The 23354-nt window shown below is 64.3% G+C and carries 18 protein-coding genes; 13 read left to right on the top strand and 5 right to left on the bottom strand.

Translation table 11 applies throughout. The features are described from left to right. Window positions 1-156: 156 nt before the first annotated feature. Window positions 157-1893 carry a bifunctional protein-serine/threonine kinase/phosphatase gene (locus XH81_RS27045; protein ID WP_271596512.1) on the bottom strand — a complete coding sequence of 579 codons (1737 nt, stop codon included), beginning with the start codon at window positions 1891-1893 and terminating at the stop codon, window positions 157-159. A gap of 60 nt (window positions 1894-1953) precedes the next feature. Beyond that, complete coding sequence (locus XH81_RS27040; RefSeq protein ID WP_028144315.1) at window positions 1954-2793, bottom strand: formate/nitrite transporter family protein; 840 nt, start codon at window positions 2791-2793, stop codon at window positions 1954-1956. 671 nt (window positions 2794-3464) lie between these two features. Between XH81_RS27040 and XH81_RS27035 the strand changes: the two genes are divergently transcribed. The 11 genes from XH81_RS27035 to XH81_RS26985 all read left to right on the top strand — a co-directional run bounded on the left by XH81_RS27035 (window position 3465) and on the right by XH81_RS26985 (window position 17029). Further along, window positions 3465-4784, top strand: a complete 1320-nt coding sequence (locus XH81_RS27035; protein ID WP_028144314.1) for a CmpA/NrtA family ABC transporter substrate-binding protein — start codon at window positions 3465-3467, stop codon at window positions 4782-4784. 60 nt (window positions 4785-4844) lie between these two features. Next, window positions 4845-5741 carry a nitrate ABC transporter permease gene (gene ntrB / locus XH81_RS27030; protein WP_028144313.1) on the top strand — a complete coding sequence of 299 codons (897 nt, stop codon included), beginning with the start codon at window positions 4845-4847 and terminating at the stop codon, window positions 5739-5741. Window positions 5742-5754: 13 nt separating this feature from the next. Then, window positions 5755-6549 carry an ABC transporter ATP-binding protein gene (locus XH81_RS27025; RefSeq protein ID WP_028144312.1) on the top strand — a complete coding sequence of 265 codons (795 nt, stop codon included), beginning with the start codon at window positions 5755-5757 and terminating at the stop codon, window positions 6547-6549. A gap of 336 nt (window positions 6550-6885) precedes the next feature. Further along, entirely contained in the window at window positions 6886-8265 is a 1380-nt protein-coding gene (locus XH81_RS27020; RefSeq protein WP_028144311.1) for an MFS transporter, read from the top strand. Window positions 8266-8387: 122 nt separating this feature from the next. Then, window positions 8388-8816 (top strand): globin family protein, encoded by a 429-nt coding sequence (locus tag XH81_RS27015; protein ID WP_271596429.1) that lies wholly within the window; start codon window positions 8388-8390, stop codon window positions 8814-8816. A gap of 10 nt (window positions 8817-8826) precedes the next feature. Then, complete coding sequence (locus XH81_RS27010) at window positions 8827-10044, top strand: NAD(P)/FAD-dependent oxidoreductase (protein ID WP_271596428.1); 1218 nt, start codon at window positions 8827-8829, stop codon at window positions 10042-10044. A 28-nt stretch (window positions 10045-10072) separates the two neighbouring features. Beyond that, window positions 10073-12778 (top strand): nitrate reductase, encoded by a 2706-nt coding sequence (locus tag XH81_RS27005; RefSeq protein WP_038971854.1) that lies wholly within the window; start codon window positions 10073-10075, stop codon window positions 12776-12778. Window positions 12779-13016: 238 nt separating this feature from the next. Then, the gene (locus tag XH81_RS27000) at window positions 13017-13913 is read left to right on the top strand and encodes an SMP-30/gluconolactonase/LRE family protein (protein WP_095426380.1); all 897 of its coding nucleotides are present in this window, start codon (window positions 13017-13019) and stop codon (window positions 13911-13913) included. 8 nt (window positions 13914-13921) lie between these two features. Beyond that, the gene (locus tag XH81_RS26995) at window positions 13922-14761 is read left to right on the top strand and encodes an aldo/keto reductase (protein WP_028144307.1); all 840 of its coding nucleotides are present in this window, start codon (window positions 13922-13924) and stop codon (window positions 14759-14761) included. Window positions 14762-14947: 186 nt separating this feature from the next. Beyond that, window positions 14948-15889: a DMT family transporter gene (locus tag XH81_RS26990; RefSeq protein ID WP_271596511.1), complete on the top strand. Its 942-nt coding sequence runs from the start codon at window positions 14948-14950 to the stop codon at window positions 15887-15889. 60 nt (window positions 15890-15949) lie between these two features. Next, window positions 15950-17029 carry a zinc-binding dehydrogenase gene (locus XH81_RS26985; RefSeq protein WP_028144305.1) on the top strand — a complete coding sequence of 360 codons (1080 nt, stop codon included), beginning with the start codon at window positions 15950-15952 and terminating at the stop codon, window positions 17027-17029. A gap of 140 nt (window positions 17030-17169) precedes the next feature. Here XH81_RS26985 and ppk2 read toward each other — a convergent pair whose 3' ends face one another. Continuing rightward, complete coding sequence (gene ppk2, locus XH81_RS26980; protein WP_028144304.1) at window positions 17170-18090, bottom strand: polyphosphate kinase 2; 921 nt, start codon at window positions 18088-18090, stop codon at window positions 17170-17172. Window positions 18091-18181: 91 nt separating this feature from the next. Then, window positions 18182-18643 carry an Lrp/AsnC family transcriptional regulator gene (locus XH81_RS26975; protein ID WP_028144303.1) on the bottom strand — a complete coding sequence of 154 codons (462 nt, stop codon included), beginning with the start codon at window positions 18641-18643 and terminating at the stop codon, window positions 18182-18184. 136 nt (window positions 18644-18779) lie between these two features. Between XH81_RS26975 and XH81_RS26970 the strand changes: the two genes are divergently transcribed. Both XH81_RS26970 and XH81_RS26965 read left to right on the top strand, forming a co-directional pair. Continuing rightward, window positions 18780-21143 carry a transketolase gene (locus XH81_RS26970; RefSeq protein WP_028144302.1) on the top strand — a complete coding sequence of 788 codons (2364 nt, stop codon included), beginning with the start codon at window positions 18780-18782 and terminating at the stop codon, window positions 21141-21143. A 213-nt stretch (window positions 21144-21356) separates the two neighbouring features. Beyond that, the gene (locus XH81_RS26965) at window positions 21357-22787 is read left to right on the top strand and encodes an aldehyde dehydrogenase family protein (RefSeq protein ID WP_028144301.1); all 1431 of its coding nucleotides are present in this window, start codon (window positions 21357-21359) and stop codon (window positions 22785-22787) included. Window positions 22788-23149: 362 nt separating this feature from the next. Here XH81_RS26965 and XH81_RS26960 read toward each other — a convergent pair. Then, a partial coding sequence (locus tag XH81_RS26960) for a hypothetical protein (protein ID WP_271596427.1) occupies window positions 23150-23354 on the bottom strand: 205 nt, incomplete at its 5' end.

Raw genomic sequence — 23354 nt, 5'->3', positions numbered from 1 at the left:
AGGCGCTTGCCACGGTCATCATCATTGTCCTAGTGGCTGCAGGCGCTATTACGCTGGCAGATAGTCGGCGCCGATGAACGCGTCCGACAAAAGATTGATCTAGGGGGAGACCTCGATAGAATTTCCGCATTACCGCCAGAAGCTGACGCTTCGGCCCTAGCGCGCGTGCAGCAGCGCCAGCAGCACGACGACGGCGCAGGCGAGTGCCGCGGAGGTCAGCTTCCAGAACATCAGCGGGCTGCGCTCCAATAGCGGCGTGATCCGCGTGTCCAGATAGGCTGGATTGGGCGTGCGAAGCTCGAAGACGAATTCGGACAGGTCCTCGTGCCGCTTGTAGGGATCGGGATGCAGCGCGCGGCGGAGCGCGCCGTCGATCCAGGCCGGCACATTGCGGTCGTCGTCTGCGGAGCGATATTTGAGCCTCCGCACGTCCGCCTTGCGCCGGATCCTGGCAATCTGGGCGCCGTAGGGAAGCTTTCCGGTCAGCATCTGGTAGCAGATCACCGCAAGCGAAAACATGTCGGAGCGCGGTGAGCCGCCTTGCCCGAGAAAATACTCCGGCGCCGTATACTGGACCGTGCCCAGGATTTCGTCGGCCTCGTCCCGTGGCGCAGCCTCCGCGACGCCCGCAACCCTGACCGATCCGAAGTCGATGATCTTCGCGGTGCCGGTCTTGTCGATCAGGATATTTTCGGGCCTGAGATCCTGATGCAGCATCTCCATGCGGTGGAAGGCGCGCAGGCCCGCGGCGATCTGCTCAATGATGCCACGCACGGTTTCGAGATCGGGGCGCGGATTGTCGGTCATCCACTGCTTCAGGGTCTGCCCCTCGACGAATTCGGTCGCGACATAGAGATAATTGCGGCGCCGCGACTGCGACAGCGGCTTCAGCACGTGAGGGCTGTCGATCCGGCGCGCGATCCACTCCTCCATCAGGAAGCGCTTGAGATAGGCGGCGTTGTCGCGCAAATCGACCGACGGCAGCTTGAGCGCGACCGGCTCCTCGGTCTCGGCATCGACGGCGAGATAGATGTGGCTGCGGCTGCTGCCGTGGATCTCGCGGACGATGCGGTAGCCGTCGAACATCGCGCGCGGCTCAGGCAGCGGAGGCAGCGGCAATTGTGACGTCTGATTGAAGATGCCGGCCGGCTCGCGCTGCGGCACCGCGTCGATGCGGATAATCTGGACGGTGATGTTGTCGTCGCTGCCGCGCCGGTAGCCTTCCTCGACGATCGCCCTCGCCGCACCGTCGAGCTCGCCTGCGTGCTCGTTCAGCGCGCTCGTGATGAAGCGCGCGTCGACGAATTCGTAAGCGCCGTCGGTCGCCAGCAGGAACGTGTCGCCGGCCTCGACCTCGAACGCCAGGTAGTCGATCTCGAGCTGCGGATTGATGCCGAGCGCGCGGCCGAGATAGGTCTGCTCCGATGACACGATGATGCGGTGATCGTCGGTCAGCTGCTCGAGCGCCTTGCCGGCGACGCGGTAGATGCGGCAGTCGCCGACATGGAAGATGTGCGCGGTGGTCGCCTTGATGACCATGGCGCTGAGGGTGCAGACATAGCCCTTGTCGCGGTCATAGGCATATTGGCTCTTGCGCGTCTGCGCATGCAGCCAGGAATTGGTGGCGTCCAGCACGCGGCGGGCGGAGGTCTTCACCGTCCAGGATTCCGACGTGCAGTAATAGTCCATCAGGAAGCTCTTGACCGCCGACTCGCTGGCGATCTGGCTCACGCTGCTAGAGGAGATGCCGTCGGCGAGGACCGCCGAGATGCCCTTCAGGCCGAGCAGCGGCTCCTCTGGAATGAGGACGCCGTGAAAGTCCTGGTTGACGGGCTTGCGGCCCTTGTCGGAGTGCTGGCCGACCGAAATCAGGAGTCCGCGGGTCATCGTCATCACCAGGAGAGGGGAGCCTCACCCTGCTCGGGCGAGGCTCCCCTGTCGAGACGTATTCGATCAGGCGGCGACGCGGGGCTTTGCAGCCTTGTCGACCTGGCGCTTCGGCAGGGTCATGACGTGCGTGGCGTAGAGGGTCATGCCGGTGAAGGCGAGGCCGCCGACGAGGTTGCCGAGCACGGTCGGGATCTCGTTCCAGATCAGATAGTCGAGGATCGAGAACTTCGCGCCGAGCAGCAGGCCGGACGGGAACAGGAACATGTTCACGACGGAATGCTCGAACACCATGTAGAAGAACACCAGGATCGGCATCCACATCGCGATGACCTTGCCGGGGACCGAGGTCGAGATCATGGCGCCGACGACGCCGGTCGAGACCATCCAGTTGCAGAGCATGCCGCGCAGGAACAGCGTCGCCATGCCGGCCGCACCGTGCGCGGCGTAGCCGAGCGTCCGGCTTTCGCCGATGATTCCGATGGCGGTCCCGACCTTGTCCGGCGGCTGCGTGAAGCCGAAGGTGGTGACGAAGGCCATCATGAAGGCGACCGTGAACGCGCCGGCGAAATTACCGATGAACACGAGGCCCCAGTTGCGCAGCACGCCGCCGATCGTGACGCCAGGACGCTTGTCGATCAGGGCAAGCGGCGAGAGCACGAACACGCCGGTCAGGAGGTCGAAGCCGAGGAGGTACAGCATGACGAAGCCGACCGGAAACAAGAGCGCGCCGACCAGCGGCTGACCCGTGTTGACGTTGATCGTGACGGCGAACCATGCGGCGAGCGTGAGGATGGCGCCGGCCATGTAGGCGCGGATGATGGTATCCCGGGTGGACATGAAGATCTTGGACTCGCCCGCATCCACCATCTTGGTGACGAATTCCGAAGGCGCGAGATACGACATCAATGGTTCCTTTTGCTTCGTAAGAGAGGTCGACGCGCACCTGGCGAGAGCGCGGCTGAACATCTTTGGCCGTGCGGGCTGGCTTGCCGCGCACGAGCGGTATGGAGAGTTGGAAGCCGTGAGAATCGCGTCACGAGGACTGAGCCGGTGAGGGCCGCGAAGCAGTGAGCTTCCGGGATGCAGCCGCCAGAGGCTGCAACAATGCGGCGAGCCGCAGTCTTCGTTGACGGCCCAGGAGAAGCAAGTCGCGTGCCGTTCGGGCCAACGAGAAAGATCAAGCAATCTCAATACGATGTATTGCTGCTTGGTTGGCTGCCGACGTGCCCCGAGCCTTTTGCCTGGGCTGCTGCACAAGTTTTGTGCGACGCACAAGGATTGAGCAGGCCGCAAATTTCGCGTGCGGAGCGGGGGTGCGGCAGTCTGGCGCGGTCACCGTAACCCCTTCATTGTCCGCCATTTTTGGCGATGAAGGGCTTGGCATGAAGCTTGAATAGTTCCGTGCCGACGCCATTGAAGCCGTCCCGCGAGACTTCTCATCCGACTTGCCGACGCCACCAGACGGGGGTCTCCCCCGTCGTGCGTTCGCATGCGCCAAAGACGGCGCCGCCGGACGGACGGGCTGCTCGTGTGCACTGACGCCATCAATTCTGCAACGACGCAAAGGACGACATATGACCAAGCGCACCCGCAGGCCCTCGGACAATGGGCTCAGCCGCCGCCAATTGTTGAAGGCCGCAGGCTCTACCGCCGCACTGCTCGCCGCCGCCAAACTGAATTTTCCCGCCGGCGCCTTCGCGCAGGACGCTGGCCCCGAGGTCAAGGGCGCCAAGCTCGGCTTCATCGCGCTCTCCGATGCCGGCCCGCTCTTCGTCGCCAAGGACAAGGGTCTGTTCGCCAAATACGGCATGCCCGACGTCGACGTACAGAAGCAGGCCTCTTGGGGCACCACGCGCGACAATCTCGTGCTCGGCTCCGAGGGCAACGGCATCGACGGCGCGCATATCCTCACCCCGATGCCGTATCTGATCTCGGCCGGTAAGGTGACGCAGAACAACCAGCCGACGCCGATGTACATCCTGGCCCGGCTCAATCTCGATGCGCAGTGCATCTCGGTCGCCAAGGAATATGCCGACCTCAAGGTCGGCGTCGATGCCTCGCTGCTGAAGGCGGCATTCGAGAAGAAGAAGGCCGAGGGCAAGTCGGCCAAGGTCGCGATGACCTTTCCCGGCGGCACGCATGACCTCTGGGTTCGCTACTGGCTCGCCGCCGGCGGCATCGATCCGGACAAGGATGTCGAGACCATCACCGTGCCGCCTCCGCAGATGGTGGCCAACATGAAGGTCGGCACCATGGATGCGTTCTGTGTCGGTGAGCCCTGGCCCGGGCAGCTGGTGCACCAGGGCATCGGCTATACCGCCGTCACCACCGGCGAGATCTGGAGCAAGCATCCGGAAAAGTCACTCGGCATGCGCGCGGCCTGGGTCGACAAGAACCCGAAGGCTGCGAAAGCGATCCTGATGGCGGTGATGGAAGCCCAGCAATGGGCCGACAAGATGGAGAACAAGGAGGAGCTCGCCACCATCATGGCCAAGCGCCAGTGGATCAACTGCCCGGTCGAGGACATCGCCGATCGCGCCAAGGGCAAGTTCGATTACGGCCTTTCCGGCAAGGTGGTCGAGAACTCGCCGCACATCATGAAGTACTGGCGCGACCATGCCTCCTATCCATTCCAGAGCCACGACCTCTGGTTCATGACGGAGGACATTCGCTGGGGCAAATACGAGGCCGGCTTCGACAGCAAGGCGCTCATCGCCAAGGTCAACCGCGAGGACATGTGGAAGGATGCGGCCAAGACACTCGGCGTCGCGAGCTCCGACATCCCGACATCCACCTCGCGCGGCAAGGAGACCTTCTTCGACGGCAAGGTGTTCGATCCCGAAAATCCGGCAGCCTATCTGAAGTCGCTCGCGATCAAGCGCGTCGAAGTCTGATGGAGCCAGCGGCCGCCCATGGGCGGCCGCATCGTCCTTTGCAGCCGGAGAGATATTGCGATGAATATGCCTGCCACGAAGATTGAGGTCGAGACCGCGTCGCCTGCGGCCGTTGCCGCACCGGTCGTCGCGCTGACACCGAAGCGCCCGCCGCGCGCTGAAGCCTATGCGCGGATGGCGCGAGAAACTGCCGTGCGCGTGATCCCGCCGCTGGTCGTGATCGCGCTTTTGACGCTGGTGTGGGAGCTGGTCTGCCGTCGCGCCGGCTCGGCGCTGCCGCCGCCGTCACGTGTGTTCAAGGACACGAAGGAGCTGATCCTCGATCCGTTCTTCGACCATGGCGGCATCGACAAGGGCCTGTTCTGGCATCTCTCCGCCAGTCTCCAGCGCGTCGCCTTCGGCTATTCGCTCTCGGCGATCGCCGGCATCGCGCTCGGCGTGCTGGTGGGGCAGTCGGTCTGGGCGATGCGCGGGCTCGATCCGCTGTTCCAGGTGCTCCGCACCATTCCGCCGCTGGCCTGGCTCCCGCTGTCGCTCGCGGCCTTCCGCGACGGCCAGCCTTCGGCGATCTTCGTCATATTCATCACCTCGATCTGGCCGATCATCATCAATACCGCGGTCGGCATCCGCAACATCCCGCAAGATTATCGCAACGTCGCCGCGGTGGTGCAGCTCAACCCGCTCGAGTTCTTCGCCAAGATCATGATCCCGGCGGCGGCGCCTTACATCTTCACGGGCCTGCGCATCGGCATCGGGCTGTCCTGGCTCGCCATCATCGCCGCGGAAATGCTGATCGGCGGCGTCGGCATTGGCTTCTTCATCTGGGACGCATGGAACTCCTCGCATATCAGCGAGATCATCCTGGCGCTGTTCTATGTCGGCATCGTCGGCTTCGTGCTGGACCGCCTGATCGCGGGTCTCGGCAAGTTCGTCACCCGCGGCACCGCGCTGAACTGAGAGGAGAGGGCACATGACCGCTTATCTGAAGCTCGACCACATCGACAAGGTCTTTACCCGCGGTGCCGCCACCACGGAGGTGCTGAAGGAGATCAATCTCACGATCGAGAAGGGTCAATACGTCTCGATCATCGGCCATTCCGGCTGCGGTAAGTCGACCCTGCTCAACATCATCGCGGGGCTGACCAACGCCACCACCGGCGGGGTGCTGCTGGAAAACCGCGAGGTCAACTCGCCGGGGCCGGACCGCGCCGTGGTGTTCCAGAACCACAGCCTGTTGCCGTGGCTGACCGTCTACGAGAACGTCAGGCTCGGCGTCGACAAGGTCTTTGCCAGGACCAAGTCCCGCGCCGAGCGCGACGCCTGGGTCATGCACAATCTCAATCTCGTGCAGATGGCCCATGCCAAGGACAAGCGTCCTTCCGAAATCTCCGGCGGCATGAAACAGCGCGTCGGCATTGCGCGGGCGCTGGCGATGGAGCCGAAGGTGCTGCTGCTGGATGAGCCGTTCGGCGCGCTCGACGCGCTGACCCGCGCTCACTTGCAGGACTCGGTGATGGCGCTGCATCAGAAGCTCGGCAACACCATTTTAATGATCACTCACGACGTCGACGAGGCCGTGCTGCTGTCCGACCGCATCGTGATGATGACCAATGGGCCGAGCGCGCGGATCGGCGAGGTGCTGGAGGTGCCGCTGGTGCGCCCGCGCAAGCGGCTCGAGCTGGCCACCAACACCACCTATCTGAAGTGCCGCCAGCGCGTGCTCGAATTCCTCTACGAGCGTCATCGCTTCGTCGAGGCCGCGTAACGAAGAGTTAACGCAAGCGGATGCCTGCGCACAAATAATCGACATCTAGCTCAATCCTTGTGCGTCGCACAAGGATTGAGCGAATCGCAAATTTAGCGTGCGGAAAAGCCCTGCCAGAATTTCTGGCAATGCGAATAACGTCCTGAAATCCCTGTATTTCCAGTGTGCGCGCAACTGGCACGGAAATTGAAATGTCTTTGCGCGACGCCAACGACGACGTCCCTCAACATCATCAATCAGCATCGTGAACTCGCCACCGGGGTGAAGCCTCGGAGCGCGCCTCCATGTGAGGCGGAGCCTGCAACGACGCAGCGGTGAGCCTGGAAGGGATACTCAATGACGAAGAATCCTACTTGGATTTCAGACTGGCGCCCCGAAGATGAGGCGTTCTGGAATGCGACCGGCAAGACGATCGCGCGACGCAACCTGATCTGGTCGATCGTGGCCGAGCATATCGGCTTCTCGGTCTGGCTGATCTGGAGCATCGTCACTACCAAGCTGCCGCAGGCAGGCTTTCACTACACCACCGACCAGCTGTTTCAGCTCATCGCTGTGCCGGGGCTCATCGGCGCCCTGATACGCTTTCCCTATACGTTCGCGGTCACGACGTTCGGCGGCCGCAACTGGACCATCTTCAGCGCGGCGATCCTGTTCATCCCGACCTTGTCGCTTGCCTATTTCGTGAGCCAGCCTGATACGCCGTTCTGGCTGATGCTGCTGATCGCCTCGACCGCAGGTCTCGGCGGCGGCAATTTCGCCTCCAGCATGACCAACATCTCCTTCTTCTTCCCTGACCGGATGAAGGGCTGGGCGCTCGGCTTGAATGCAGCCGGCGGCAATATCGGCGTCTCCAGCGTGCAGCTGCTGACCCCGATCCTGATGACGCTCGCCGTCTTCAACCTGTTCCAGGCAACCCCCGTCGACGGCATCTTCCTGCAGAATGCTGGCCTGATGTGGGTGCTGCCGATCGCGATCGCGGTGTTCGGTGCCGTGTTCTTCATGAACAATCTGACTACGGCGAAGTCGTCGGTGAAGAACCAGCTTGCGATCGTCAAGCGCAAGCACACCTGGATCATGGCGTATCTCTACATCGGTACGTTCGGCTCCTTCATCGGCTATTCGGCTGCGTTTCCGCTGCTGATCAAGACCCAGTTCCCGCAAATCACGATTGCGATCGCGTTCCTGGGGCCGTTGGTCGGCTCGCTGTCGCGTCCGCTCGGCGGCTGGCTCGCCGACAAGATCGGTGGCTCCATCATCACCTTCTGGAACTTCATCGTGATGGCAGGCGCAACGGTCGGCGTGCTCTACTTCGTCGGGCAAAAGGATTTCATCGGCTTCCTGTCGATGTTCCTGTTCCTGTTCGTGACGACGGGCATCGGCAACGGGTCGACCTATCGCATGATCCCCTCGATCTTCCGCGAAGAGAACCTGTTTAGGGTGCGCGGCAAGGGCGAGGCAGCGCGCGCGCTCGCGCTGAAGACGGCGAGCATCGAGAGCGGTGCAGCGGTGGGCTTCATCGGCGCGATCGGTGCCGTCGGCGGCTACCTGATCCCGACCGGTTTCGGCAAGTCGATCGCCCTGACCGGCGGCCCGCAGCTCGCGCTCGCGATCTATCTCGCCTTCTACGCCAGCTGCCTCGGCTTGACCTGGTGGTTCTACCTGCGTCGCGGCCCGCAGGGTGAGGGCGCCTCAAGCCTCGCCGAGGCGCGGGTCTGACACTTGGCACGAATGTCGCTTCTCCCCGTACGCGGGGAGAAGACTCTCTGATGACGTTTGACCCATGAACCTTGTTCGCAACGAAGCGCACCAAGGCAAACCGAAACAGACAGGAGAACCACATGACGCTCGAACAGATCACTCTCATCCAGCAGAGCTTCGCCAAGGTCGCGCCGATTTCGGAAGCTGCCTCCGTGTTGTTCTACGACCGTCTGTTCGAGGTGGCGCCGTCCGTGCGCGCGATGTTCCCTGAAGATATGACCGAGCAGCGCAAGAAGCTGATGGGGATGCTCGCCGCCGTCGTCAGCGGCCTGTCGAACCTGGAGACGATTCTTCCCGCGGCCTCCGCGCTCGCCAAGCGTCACGTCGCTTACGGCGCCACGGCCGAGCACTATCCCGTGGTCGGTGCGACCTTGCTGTGGACCCTGGAGAAGGGTCTTGGCGAGGCCTGGACGCCCGAATTGGCAAAGGCCTGGACCGACGCCTACGGCGTTCTGTCCGGCTTCATGATGTCCGAGGCCTACGGCGCGCAAGCGCAGGCCGCTGAATAGGAGATGCCTCGTGAGTGAACCGCTGGTCATCGTCGGTAACGGTATGGCGGCCGCGCGTCTGGTCGACGAGCTCGCCAAGACCTCGCTCGGCCGCTACGCGGTCGCGGTGATCGGCGAAGAGCCGCGGCTCGCTTACAATCGCGTGCTGCTCTCCTCCGTGCTGGCCGGCGAGACCGGCTCGCACGAGATCGAGCTGCGGCCGGCCGACTGGTGGCGCCATCGTGGCGTCACGGTCCGCTATGGCTATCGCGTCACCGAGATCGACACCGGCCGCCGCGAGCTCAAGATCGAGGGCGAGGAGAGCATGGAGTATTCCAAGCTCGTGCTCGCCACCGGATCGACGCCGCTGCGGCTCAATTTGCCGGGCGCCGATCTCGCCGGCGTGCACACTTTTCGCGATACGCGCGACGTCGACCTTTTGCTGACGCTGGCCGCTGCGAAGAAGCGTGTCGTCGTGGTTGGCGGTGGCCTGCTCGGACTTGAGGCAGCCTACGGCCTTGCCAAGGCCGGCGCGCCGGTAACGCTGCTGCATCTGATGGACCGGCTGATGGAGCGTCAGCTCGATGGGCCGGCCGCCGACCTGCTCAAGATGCTGGTCGAGCGCAAGGGCATCCGCATCCTGCTCAGTGCCTCGACCGCCCGCATCCATGGCGATGGCCATGTCGAGGCCGTCGAGCTTGCCGATGGCAGCCGCATCGAGGCCGACGCGGTGATCTTCGCCGCCGGCATCAAGCCGAACGTGGCGCTTGCCAAAGACGCCGGCATCGCGGTCAACCGCGGCATCGTCGTCAACGATTTGATGCAGACGGCATCGCCCGACATCTTCGCGCTCGGCGAATGCGCCGAGCATCGCGGCACCTGCTATGGCCTGGTCGAGCCCGCCTATGAGCAGGCGCGGGTGCTGGCACGGCATCTGGCCGGCCGGCCCGCCGCCTACCAGGGCAGCGTGGTCTCGACCAATTTGAAGGTCTCCGGCGTCAGCGTGTTCTCCGCCGGCGACTTCATGGGCGGGGAGGGCAGCGAGAGCCTGGTGCTGACCGACCGCAGGCGCGGCACCTACAAGAAGCTCGTGATCGCCGACGGCCGGCTCACCGGCGCGGTGCTGATCGGCGATACCGTCGATGCGCTCTGGTATCTCGAGCTGATCCGCAATCGCGACAAGGTGGCGTCGATCCGGACCGACATGATGTTTGGTCGCGCGTTCGCGCGTTCTCCCAAGGCGGCTTGATAGAGCCGGCGTGACAGGGCAGCTTGATATGACGGTGATCGATCCCACGCTTCGTGCCACCAAGACGACCTGTCCCTATTGCGGCGTCGGCTGCGGCGTGCTGGCGACGCCGGACGGCATGGGCGGGGCGGCGATCGCTGGCGATCCTGACCATCCCGCCAATTTCGGCCGGCTGTGCTCGAAAGGCTCAGCGCTCGGCGAGACCGTTGGCCTCGAAAGCCGTCTGCTCTATCCGATGATCCGCTGCAAGGGCGTGCTCGAGCGCGTCGCCTGGAGCGATGCGCTCGATCATGTCGCCCATCGCATGCAGCACATCGTGGCGCGAGATGGCGCCGATGCGGTCGCGTTCTATCTCTCCGGCCAGCTCCTCACCGAGGATTATTACGTCGCCAACAAGCTGATGAAGGGCTTTGTCGGCACGGCGAATGTCGATACCAACTCGCGGCTCTGCATGTCGTCCTCGGTCGCCGGCCATCGCCGCGCCTTTGGCGCCGACACAGTCCCCGGCTGCTACGAGGATCTCGATCAGGCCGATCTGCTGGTGTTCGTCGGCTCGAACGCGGCCTGGTGCCATCCGGTGCTGTTCCAGCGCATGCTGAAGAACCGCGGGGAGCGTGGCGCGCGCATGATCGTGATCGATCCGCGCCGCACCGACACTGCAAGCGATGTCGATCTGTTCCTCGGTCTCAAGCCCGGCACCGATACCGCGCTGTTCTCCGGCCTGTTTGTCCATCTCGCCGACAGCGGCGCGCTGGACCAGGACTACATCGCGCAGAACACGAGCGGTTTCGACGACGCCTTGGCGCGTGCGCGCAGCATCGCCGGCAGCGTCACTGCGACGGCGCTCGCGACGGGCCTCTCGGAGCAGGATGTCGCCACCTTCTTCAAGATGTTCCGCGACACGGACCGCGTCGTCACGCTGTATTCGCAGGGCGTCAATCAGTCGGCACAGGGCACCGACAAGGTCAACGCGATCCTGAACTGCCACCTCGCGACGGGACGCATCGGCAAGCCCGGCGCCTCGCCGTTCTCGCTCACCGGCCAGCCCAACGCGATGGGCGGCCGCGAGGTCGGCGGTCTCGCCAATATGCTTGCCGCGCATATGGGCTTCACGCCGCCCGACATCGATCGTGTCAGGCGGTTCTGGAAGGCACCGCGCATCGCCACCCATGAGGGGCTGAAGGCGGTGCAGCTGTTCGAGGCCATCCATCGCGGCGAGGTCAAGGCGCTCTGGGTGATGGGCACCAATCCCGCGGTGTCGCTGCCCGATGCGGACTTCGTGCGCGAGGCGTTGAAGAAGCTCGAGCTGTTCGTGGTGTCCGAGAACGTGCTCTCCAACGACACGGTCGATGCCGGTCCGCATGTGCTGCTGCCGGCGCTCGCCTGGGGCGAGAAGTCGGGCACCGTGACCAATTCCGAGCGCCGCATCTCGCGCCAGCGCTCGTTCCTGCCGGCGCCGGGCGAGGCGCGCCCCGATTGGTGGATCCTCAGCGAGACCGCCAAGCGCCTCGGCTTCGGCGACAGCTTCAACTACAAATCCGCCGCCGAGATCTTCCGAGAGCACGCCGCGCTCTCGGCGTTCGAGAACGAGGGCAGCCGCGATTTCGATATCGGCGCGCTGACCTCGCTGTCCGACGACGCCTTCGATGCCTTGAAGCCGGTGCAGTGGCCGGTGCGCGAAGGCGAGGCGTCGAGCGAGCGTTTCTTTGCGAAGGGCGGCTTCTTCACCAATGACGGCAAGGGCCGGTTCATTGCGCCGGAGGTGCCGTCGCTGCGCGGCGAGACCGGTGCCTCGCGCCCCCTCAGGCTCAACACCGGACGCATCCGCGACCAATGGCACACCATGACGCGCACGGGGCTCAGCCAGCGCCTGGGCGCGCATCTGCCGGAGCCCTTCGTCGAGATCCATCCTGATGATGCCGGCAAATACGGCATCGTTCACGACGGCTTTGCCCGCGTGACCACCGACTACGGTCAGTGCATCCTGAAGGTCGTCGTCAGTGACGGCACTCAGCGTGGCACATTGTTCGCGCCGATCCATTGGAGCGCAATGAATGCCTCGCATGGCCGCGTCGGAGCGCTGGTGCAGTCCTTCACCGATCCGTTCTCGGGGCAGCCGGAATCCAAGGCGACGCCGGCCGCGATCGCGCCTTATGAATTCGTCTTCCGCGGCTTTGCGCTGTCGCGGAAGCAGCTCGATCTGCCGCCGAACCTGTTGTGGACCCGCGTCACGGTCACCGGCGGCTTCGGCTATCTCTTCGCCGACAACGCCGACCTTTCGCGCTGGCCGGCCTGGCTCGAGAGCGTCGCCGGCGAGGACGTCGCCGACTATCGCGACTTCGGCGGCGGGGTCTATCGTGCGGCGTCGTTCGCGGGCGATCGCATCGAGACCTGCCTGTTCGTCGGCCCCGCGCATGATGCGGGCGACTGGGAGGTGGTGAAGAGCCTGTTCGTGGCCGACCTCGTCACCGACGATCAGCGCCGCATGCTGCTGTCAGGCAAGTCCGGCGAAGGCGCCGCCTCGACCGGGCCGGTCGTCTGCGCCTGCTTCGGCGTCGGCCGCGGCACCATCTGCGAGACCATCGCGGCCGGCGCGCGCTCGGCTGCCGAGATCGGCGCCAAGCTCAAGGCCGGCACCAATTGCGGCTCCTGCATTCCGGAACTGAAGCGCCTGATCGCAGCGACGGACACGGCGCCGGTGAAGCAGGCGAAGGTCGCGGGCGCGGTGGGGTAGGCCTCGTGCCTCGGACGCAGCGCAGCGCGTAGCGGTGCGCTGCAGAGCCGAGGCCCATCTAGAAGCGAGTGTTTGGCCTTTCTGGGTCCCGGCTCTGCGCAGCAGCGTTTCACGCTGCAGCGCGTCCGGGACGCGAGGGTGGCGTGGACGCAGCCATTCCCCCGGCCCAATCGACGCGCCCTCGATTGTGCCCTATGGTGCCGCGGCTTCCCCCTCAACACGCCCAAAAACAACAATGATGTACCTGGAAACGCCGCCGCGCCTGATCGAGACGAGGCTTTTCTCCGCGATGCCCGAAAAGTTCCGCCGCAAGGGCGTGCGGACCGATTGGGCTGACGCCAACCGGCCGAATGTGCCGACCGACAGCTTCATCGAAGGACCGTCTTTCGACAGCGACGGCAATCTCTACATCGTCGACATTCCCTTCGGCCGCATCTTTCGTATCGCGCCTGATGGCGAATGGTCGCTCGTGATCGAATATGAGGGTTGGCCGAACGGACTGAAGATCGCATCTGATGGGCGCATCCTGGTGGCCGACTACAGGCACGGCATCATGGAGCTCGACCCCAACGCCGGTCGCATCAAGCCCGTCCTGACCGCGCGCAATTCAGAATCTTTCCGCGGTTGCAACGACCTGCATCTTGCTTCCAACGGCGACATCTATTTCACCGATCAGGGCCAGACCGGCCTGCACGACCCCAGCGGTCGCGTGTATCGTCTCGCATCGAACGGCCGGCTCGATTGCCTGATCGACACCGGCATCAGCCCGAATGGCCTGGTGCTCGATCTCACCGAAACCGTACTGTTCGTCGCGATGACGCGCGACAACGCGGTGTGGCGGTTGCCGTTCATGAAGGACGGCAGTGTGTCCAAGGTTGGCCGCTTCTGCTCGCTGTTCGGCACCAGCGGTCCCGATGGCTTGACCATGGACGCCAGGGGTCGCCTGTTCGTCGGCCATGCTTCGCTCGGCCACGTCTTCGTGTTCGCGCCGAACGGCGAATTGCTTGCGCGGATCAAGTCGTGCGAGGGGCCGAATTGCACCAATGTGGCGATCGGTGGCGAAAGCGGGAATCGGCTCTATATCACGGAGTCGTCGACTGGCAGCGTGCTGGTTGCGGATATCGGCGGACTGTGAGCTCTAACATGAACACAAAATTCTTCGGCAAAGCCGGCGCCAAAGTCTCCGTCATCGGGCAGGGCACCTGGTATCTCGACCATGGCGACCGCAAGCGCGCGATTGCGGCGCTTCAGCGCGGGCTCGATCTCGGCATGACCCACATCGACACCGCCGAGATGTATGGCGATGCCGAGCTCGTCATTGCCGATGCGATCACGGGCCGCCGTGATGAAGTGTTCCTCGTCTCCAAGGTGTTGCCGAGCAACGCGTCGCGCCGCGGCACCATCACCGCCTGCGAGCGTTCGCTGAAGCGGCTCAAGACCGATCATCTCGATTGCTATCTCCTGCACTGGCGCGGTTCCTATCCGCTCGAAGACACCGTCGCCGCGTTCGAGGAGCTGGTGAAATCAGGCAAGATCAAATCCTGGGGCGTGTCCAATTTCGATGCCGATGATCTCGACGAAATTCTCGACGTCGCGGGCGAAGGTCGTATCGCCTGCAATCAGGTGCTCTATCATCTGAAGGAACGCGCGATCGAGCATGCGGTGATCCCGTGGTGCGAGCAGCATGGCGTCGCCGTCGTCGCCTACTCGCCGTTCGGTCACGACGATTTTCCGGATGCGCGCAGCAAGGGCGGTGCCGTGCTGGAGCGCATCGCAGAGGCGCGTCGCGTGACGCCGCGTCAGGTCGCGCTCAGCTTCCTCACCCGTGCGACTACGGTGTTCGCGATTCCGAAGGCCTCGTCCCCCGAACATGCCGGCGAGAATGCGGCGGCCGGTGATCTCGCGCTAACGAAAGACGAGATTACGGCGCTCGATGCGGCGTTTCCGCGCGGGCCGAAGCCGCGCAGCCTGCCCATGCTGTAATGCACAAACGCCCATTATTAACGGAGCATTGACGCGCGCGGCGGCCTGCGCATATCGGCATCCTGTTTTCGGAAGTTGTGAACGCGGCGCATTTGTCGTTTTTTACCACCGTTCTCGATCGCATTTTCCCGGGTTCCAGCCGTGACACCGCCGCCCGCCGCAGCCGCAAGGCTCGACAGTATCCCCATGCCCGTGCCGGAGAAGAAGCAGACGGCTCGCCGCGCGCCCGCGCGTGTCGACCATCCCTTCAAGGGCATTGCGCTGGTGCTGCTGTCGACGATCTTCCTCGGCTGCTCCGACGTCACCGCGAAATATCTGTCGACCAGCCTGCCGTCGATCGAGATCACCTGGATCCGCTTCGTCACGTTCGCGCTGATGTTCACGCCGGTGATGCTGCCGGGCTCTCCGCTCCATGCGATGCGCACCGAGCGGCTCGGCCTGCAACTGATGCGCGGTGCCGCGCTGCTCGGCTCCTCGCTGTTCTTCATCACCGGCCTGCGCTTCCTTCCCATCGCGGAAGCCTCCGCGACGGGCTTCGTCTCGCCGCTGTTCGTCACCGCGCTCTCGATCGTCTTCCTCAGCGAGACGGTGGGCATGCGACGCTGGATCGCGACCGCGATCGGCCTGACGGGCGTGCTGATCATCCTGCGGCCGGGCTCGAGCGCGTTTCACGCCGCTGCGTTCTTCCCGATCGTCTCTGCGTTCTGCTGGGCCGCCGCGCTGATCCTGACGCGGATGATGAGCGGGCGTGAAGCCGTGCTCACCACGATGGCGTATTCCGCGCTGACGGGCGTTGCGATCCTTTCCGTGATGGTGCCGTTCGTCTGGGTCACGCCGACCTGGACCGCGATCGGGCTTGGCATCGTGATCGGCGTCGCCTCCACCGTCGGCCAGTGGATCATCGTGCTGGCCTATCGCTATGGCGATGCCTCGGTGCTGGCGCCGTTCTCCTACACCCAGTTGCTGTGGGTCAGCATTCTCGGCTTCTTCATCTTCGGCGAGGTCCCCGATCTCTGGACGGTCGTCGGCGCGGCCTTCATCGTCGCCAGCGGCCTCTACATCGCTCATCGCGAGCGTATCCGCCGCGCCCAGTTGCTGGTGCTGGAAGAGCGTTCCCCGAACCCCTGACGCAAGTTCGCGCGCCCTGTTACGTGCTATCAACGGCTCCAACAATGCGGGAGGAGCCGGATGCGCGCTGCGATTTTCAGGAACGGCGAGATTGTCGTCGACAGGATGGCCGATCCGAAGCCGGGCCCCGGCCAGGTGCTGGTCAAGACGCTCGCCTGCGGCATCTGCGGCTCCGACCTGCATGCGCGCCAGCATGCGCCGCGGATGGTGGAGATGGCCAGGAAGACCGGTCGCACGCCGATGGATCTGTCGCGTGACGTCGTGTTCGGTCACGAATTCTGCTGCGAGATCATCGATTACGCCCCCGGCACGGAACGCAAGTTCAAACCGGGGACGCATGTCTGCTCGCTGCCCGCGCTGGTGACGCCGGAGGGCATCAAGGGGATCGGCTACTCCAACGACTTCGTCGGTGGCTATGCGGAGCAGATGGTCTTGAGCGAGCCGCTCCTGCTCGAAGTGCCCAACGGTCTTGCGCCGGAACATGCGGCCTTGACCGAGCCGCTCGCAGTCGGCGTTCACGCCGTGGCGAAAGCCAACATCCGGGGCGGCGAGGTGCCGCTCGTCATCGGTTGCGGCCCTGTCGGGCTCGCGGTGATCGCGGCGCTGAAGATCAAGGGGCTGCACCCCATCGTCGCCGCCGACTATTCGCCGGCGCGCCGCGCGCTAGCGGCAAAGCTCGGCGCCGATATCGTCGTCGATCCCAGGGTGTCGCAGCCCTATGCGACCTGGGCCGAGCACGCGCAGGTGTCGGACGCCGAGAAGGCGGCGAGGCCACCGTTCCAGGCCATGCTGCCGGCGCTGAAGCCCGCGATCATCTTCGAATGCGTCGGCGTGCCCGGGCTGCTGCAGCAGGTTTTCGAAGGCGCACCGCGCGATGCCAGGATCGTCGTGGTCGGCGTCTGCATGGAGACCGACAAGAGCGAGCCCATGCTCGGCATCATGAAGGAGCTCAACGTCCAATACGTGCTCGGTTATACGCCGGACGAATTCGCAGGCTCACTTCGGCTGATCGCGGAAGGGCAGGTGGATGCGGCGGCGATGGTCACGGCCGAGGTCGGCATCGACGGCGTCGCCAGGGCCTTCGCCGATCTCGCCAACCCGGAAGTGCACACCAAGATCATCGTGCAGCCGTGGCGGTGACGGTCTCGTAGGGTGGGCAAAGGCGCAAAGCGCCGTGCCCACCATGCATCCGCGTTCCTGGTGAGATTGGTGGGCACGCTTCCGCCGTCCCTCTTCGAGCTATGGCGGACAAGCCGCTTGGACCACCCTACGAAACCTTCTCAATATTTCGCCGGCACGTACATCTCCGCCGGAATGGGCCCGCGGTGATAGTCGGGGTTGCGGACACGCGGCGGTAGAACCACCGGGACCCGCGCGACCTCCTGGTATGGCATCAGGCTCAGCAGATGCGCGATGCAGTTCAGCCGCGCGCGCTTCTTGTCGACGGCATCGACGATCCACCACGGTGAATCCGGAAGGTGCGTATGCTCCAGCATGGTCTCCTTGGCCTTGGTGTAGAGCTCCCAGCGGCTGCGGGCCTCGACGTCCATCGGGCTCAGCTTCCACTGCTTCAAGGGGTCCTTGATGCGCATGGTGAAGCGGAACTGCTGCTCGTCGTCGGTGATCGAGAACCAGTATTTGACCAAAATGATGCCGGAGCGGATCAGCATCCGCTCGAACTCCGGCACCGTCTGGAAGAACTCCTGGTATTGCTCGTCGGTGCAAAAGCCCATCACGCGCTCGACGCCGGCGCGGTTGTACCAGCTGCGATCGAACAGCACGATCTCGCCGCCGGCCGGCAGATGGGACACGTAGCGCTGAAAATACCATTGCGTGCGCTCGCGCTCGCTCGGTGCTGGCAGCGCGGCGACGCGGCAGATGCGCGGATTGAGGCGCTGGGTGATGCGCTTGATGACGCCGCCCTTGCCGGCGGAGTCGCGGCCCTCGAACAGCACCACGACCTTCTTCTTCTCGCTCTGGACCCAGTCCTGGAGCTTGACCAGCTCGCCCTGGAGCCGCAGCAACTCCCGGAAATAGAGCTTGCGGTCGACCGCCGGGCCCAGCGTATCGGTCTCCTCCAGGAGCTCGTCGAGACGCGCATCGTCGAGCTCCATCTCCAGCTCTTCGTCGAGATCGTCGGTCATTTCCCGAATAATGCGCTCGCGTTTGGCCATTTCAGGGGTGCGGTCGGATGCGGTCATGGGTCCTTCTCTCGGCTCGGGTGCCAGTCGCCGAGGACCATCGGTGGCGTTTATTGCACCCTTGTGACAGCCCGGAGCAGGACTGCGGGCATCACACCGGCAGCGCGATCGAATACTTCACCTGGCTCAGCGCAAAGCTCGACTCGATCGAGGCGATGCCGTCGAGCCGGGTCAGCTTGGTCTTGAGGAAGGTCTCGTAGGAGGCGAGGTCGGCTGCGACGACGCGAAGCAGGTAATCGCGGTTGCCGGTCATCAGATAACACTCCAGCACCTCGTCCCATTTCGAGATCGCGCGCGCGAAGCGGTTGAGATCCTCCTCCTTCTGCCGCGCCAGCTTGATCGAGATGAAGACGCTGACATGCAGGCCGAGCGCCTTCTGGTCCACGGTCGCAACGTAGCGGCTGATGACGCCGCGCTCCTCCAGCAGCTTGACCCGGCGATGGCAGGGCGAGACCGAGAGGCCGACCTTGTCGGCGAGTTCCTGCATGGTCAGCCGGCTGTCTGCCTGAAGCAGTGCGAGGATCTTTCGGTCGATGGCGTCTAGCTCTGGCATTGGGATAAAACCTGCATATTTTGGGTAGTTATTAGTATGATATCCCAATATCATCAGGTATTGCGCGAAAAATTGAGAAGTTTGGCGCCCCTCGCAGGCGTATCATCGCCCCACCTGTTTTCCGGGAGCCTTTGCCATGCCCGTCGATACCGCCCGCCTCGACACCTTGACCGCGCTTAGCCGCAAGGCGCTGTGGCTGTCGTCCTGGACCATCCACCACGCCAACCACATCCGCCCCAATGCCGACGGGTTGAAGGTCGGGGGACATCAGGCCTCGTCCGCCTCGCTCGCCACCATCATGTCGGCGCTGTATTTCCATGTGCTGCGCCCCGAGGACCGCGTGGCGGTGAAGCCGCATGCGAGCCCGGTGTTCCACGCCATTCAGTATCTGTTCGGCCGGCAGAGCCGCGAGAAGCTGGAGAACTTTCGCGGCTTCAAGGGCGCGCAGTCCTATCCCTCGCGCACCAAGGACGTCGACGACGTCGATTTCTCCACCGGCTCGGTCGGCCTCGGCGTCGCGCAGACGCTGTTCGCCTCGCTGGTGCAGGATTACGTCAAGGCGCATGGCTGGATGAAGGATCGCCGCGAAGGGCGGATGATTGCGCTGGTCGGCGACGCCGAGATGGACGAGGGCAACATCTGGGAGGCGCTTGCCGAAGGCTGGAAGCACGGCCTGCGCAACACCTGGTGGGTGGTCGACTACAACCGCCAGTCGCTCGATGCCGTCGTGCGCGAGGGGCTCTGGGAAAAGTTCGAGACCATGTTCCGCAATTTCGGCTGGGACGTCGTCATCGTGAAATACGGCCGCCTGATGCGCGAGGCCTTCGCCGAGCCCGGCGGCGAGGCGCTTAAAGCTTGGATCGACAATTGCCCGAATGCGCTTTACGCCGCGCTCTGCTTCCAGGGCGGCGCCGCGTTCCGAAAACATCTGCACGACGAGATCGGCGACCAGGGGCCGATCACGAAACTGATCGACAGCCGCAGTGACGAGGAATTGCTGGCGCTGATGTCGAACCTCGGCGGTCACGACATGGCGAGCATGCTGGACGCCTTCGAATCCATCGACCACGATCGCCCGGTCTGCTTCATCGCCTACACCATCAAGGGCGTCGGCCTGCCGTTCCAGGGCCACAAGGACAACCACGCCGGCCTGATGACGGTCGCGCAGATGGAGAAATATCGCGACAGCCAGAACATCCGGCCCGGGCATGAATGGGAGAAGTATGAAGGCCTCGCGCAATCCGCCGCCGAGCTCGATGCGTTCCTCGCGCGCGTGCCGTTCAACCAAGACGGCCGCCGGCTGACCGCGCCCGTCGTCGAGGTGCCCCAGCAGCTCGCGTTCAAGCCGTCGCCGCAGATGTCGACCCAGCAGGGCTTTGGTCTCGTGCTGAATGAGATCGCCCGCGGCGACAGCGAACTGGCCAAGCGCATCGTCACGACCTCGCCCGACGTCACGGTCTCGACCAATCTCGGTCCCTGGGTGAACCGGCGCGGCTTGTTCGCGCGCGCCGAGAAGGCGGACTTATTCCGCAGCGAGAAAATTCCCTCCACCTTCAACTGGGACTTTTCGCCCAAGGGCCAGCATCTCGAGCTTGGGATCGCCGAGATGAACCTGTTCATCATGCTCTCGGCGCTCGGGCTGTCGCACCAGATCAACGGCGAGCGGCTGCTGCCGGTCGGCACACTCTACGATCCCTTCATCGAGCGCGGGCTCGATGCGCTGAACTACGCCTGCTACCAGGACGCGCGCTTCATGGTGGCGGCGACGCCCTCAGGCATCACGCTCGCGCCCGAGGGCGGCGCGCACCAGTCGATCGCAACGCCCCTGATCGGCATGGCGCAGGACGGGCTCGCCTCGTTCGAGCCGGCTTTCGTCGACGAACTCGCCGTGATCATGGCTTTCGGTTTTGAGCACATGCAGCGCGATCCGGGCGAGGGCGGCTCGGTGTATTTGCGCCTCTCGACGCGCAGCATCGAGCAGGTGCAGCGGATCATGACGCCGGAGCTTGCGCAGGGCATCACCGACGGCGCCTATTGGCTGCGTAAGCCTGGCCCCAATGCCGAAGTCGTGATCGCCTATACCGGCGCGGTGGCGCCGGAAGCGATCGAGGCCACGGGCTTCGTCGGCGAGAGCCGGCGCGACATCGGCCTGCTCGCGATCACCTCGGCGGACCGCCTCCATGCGGGTTGGACCGCCGCACGGAAATTGCGGCGGGATCGCCGCGGCGTGCAGCATCTCAGCCACATCGAAAAACTGCTGGCGCCGCTGCCGCGCGACTGCGGCATCGTGACCGTCATCGACGGCCATCCGTCCGCGCTCGGCTGGCTCGGCAGCGTCCGCGGCCACCGCGTCGAGGCGCTCGGCGTCGAGCAATTCGGCCAGACCGGCACGATCGCGGACCTTTATCGGCACTACGGCATCGACGCGAACGCCATCATCGATGCGGCCGAAAGCCTCACCACCGGCGCGCCGGTGCTGCATCGGAAGATGGCGGTGTAACTGAAAAAAATCGGTTGTCATTCCGGGGCTCGCGCCAAGAGGGCGCGTCCCGGAATGACGACCGGACAGAGCCTTGCCTCGCCCCGTCTCTCCGCCCATATTCCGCGCGTCCGCCGCAACGCTGGCCCCGCATATGGCGGGTTCAATTGCCGGCGCTTTCGTGCAAGGATGCCTGCCGAAACGCCCCCACATGCCCCCAAGAAGAGGTTAACGATGGTCAATCGCATGCAATTCTACATCGACGGCGCCTGGGTCGATCCCGCCGTCAAGAAGTCCACCGCCGTGGTCAATCCCGCGACGGAAGAGGCGATGTACGAGGTTGCGCTGGGCTCCAAGGCCGACGTGGACAAGGCGGTTGCCGCCGCCAAGCGCGCCTTCGCAACCTTCTCCCAGACCAGCCGTGATGAGCGCGTCGCGCTCCTCACCAAGGTCATCGAGGTCTACAAGGGCCGCCTCAAGGAGATCGGCGCCGCCGTGTCCGACGAGATGGGCGCACCGCTGCCAATGGCAGAGAAGCTCCAGGCCGGCGCCGGCCTCGGCCATCTCATGACCACGCTCGACGTGCTCAAGAACTATCATTTCGAGGAGCCGGTCGGCACCGCCATGGTGCTGCGCGAGCCGATCGGCGTGGTCGGCATGATCACGCCCTGGAACTGGCCGCTCAACCAGATCGCCTGCAAGGTCGCGCCCGCGCTCGCCGCCGGCTGCACCATGATCCTGAAGCCGTCGGAGTTCACCCCGACCTCGGCGCTGATCTTCGCGGAGATCCTCCATGAAGCCGGCGTGCCCAAGGGCGTGTTCAACCTCGTCAACGGCCTCGGCCCCGAGGTCGGCGCCGCCATGAGCGAGCACCCCGACATCGACATGATCTCCTTCACCGGCTCGACCCGTGCCGGCATCGACGTGGCCAAGCGCGCCGCGCCGACCGTGAAGCGCGTCAGCCAGGAACTCGGCGGCAAGTCGCCGAACGTCATCCTCGAAGGCGCCGACCTCACGAAGGCGGTGACTGGCGGCGTGATGCACATGTTCAACAACTCCGGCCAGTCCTGCAACGCACCCTCGCGCATGATCGTGCCGCTGTCCAAGATGAAGGACGTCGCCGCGATCGCGAAGGCCGTCGCCGACAAGACCAAGGCCGGTGATCCCCGCGCCGAAGGCACCACGATTGGTCCAGTCGTCAACCGCGGCCAGTGGGATAAGATCCAGGGCCTGATCAAGAAGGGCATCGACGAGGGCGCAACGCTCGTCGCCGGCGGCCCGGGCCTGCCCGAAGGCGTCAACAAGGGCTTCTATGTCCGCCCGACCATCTTCGCCGACGTCACCCCCGACATGACGATCGCTCGTGAAGAAATCTTCGGACCGGTGCTGACCATCATCGGCGCCAAGGACGAAGCCGAAGCCGTGCAGATCGCCAACGACACGCCGTATGGCCTCGCTGGCTACGTCACGGGTGCCTCGGTCGAAGACGCCAAGCGCGTCGGCCGCCAGATCCGCGCCGGCAACGTCAACCTCCAGGGCGTGCCCAACGACCGCACCGCGCCGTTCGGCGGCTACAAGCAGTCGGGCAACGGACGTGAGTGGGGCAAGTACGGCCTCGAGGATTTCCTCGAAGTGAAGGCCGTCGCCGGCTTCAACGCGGCGTAAGTTTTTAGCGGTTGAACAAATGACGCCGGAGCGGGCAACCGCTCCGGCGTTTTTGTTTTGGGCGGCGTGTCGCGACACGGCGAGGTGCCGTAGGGTGGGCAAAGGAGCGAAGCGACGTGCCCACCATCTCTCTGTTGCAAGAAGTGCGTGGGCACGCTTTCGCTTTGCCCACCCTTGTATTAGCGCGCCGGATTAGAATGGCCTGGTTCCGTGAGGAATGGCCCAGCCCGGGTGGCCGCCCGGGCTGGGCCGCCGATCGATCGGATCGATGCCCACCGAAGCCTTGAGGGCTGCGTTTTGTAGCAAGATCGCGGTCGGCACTTCATCGGGACCCGCATGGTTGAACGAACTTCAGGTTCGCATCACAAGGGAGGGTCGAGGAAGATGGCCAAACGTAACACGATCTGTGCTGGAATCGATACCAGCAAAGATAAGCTCGACGTGGCGCTCGATGGCAGTTCGGAGGAGCTGCAGGTCAAGAACACGGCGGAAGCCACCAGGAGCTGGTGGAGTGGCTGAAGCGCCACAAGGTCAAGCGGGTTGGGATCGAGGCAAGCGGTGGTTACG

It is taken from the genome of Bradyrhizobium sp. CCBAU 25360 (genome assembly GCF_028128695.1).
In the GTDB taxonomy this organism is placed as follows: Bacteria; Pseudomonadota; Alphaproteobacteria; order Rhizobiales; family Xanthobacteraceae; genus Bradyrhizobium; species Bradyrhizobium ottawaense.
This window is presented reverse-complemented; position numbering and strand designations above follow the sequence as displayed.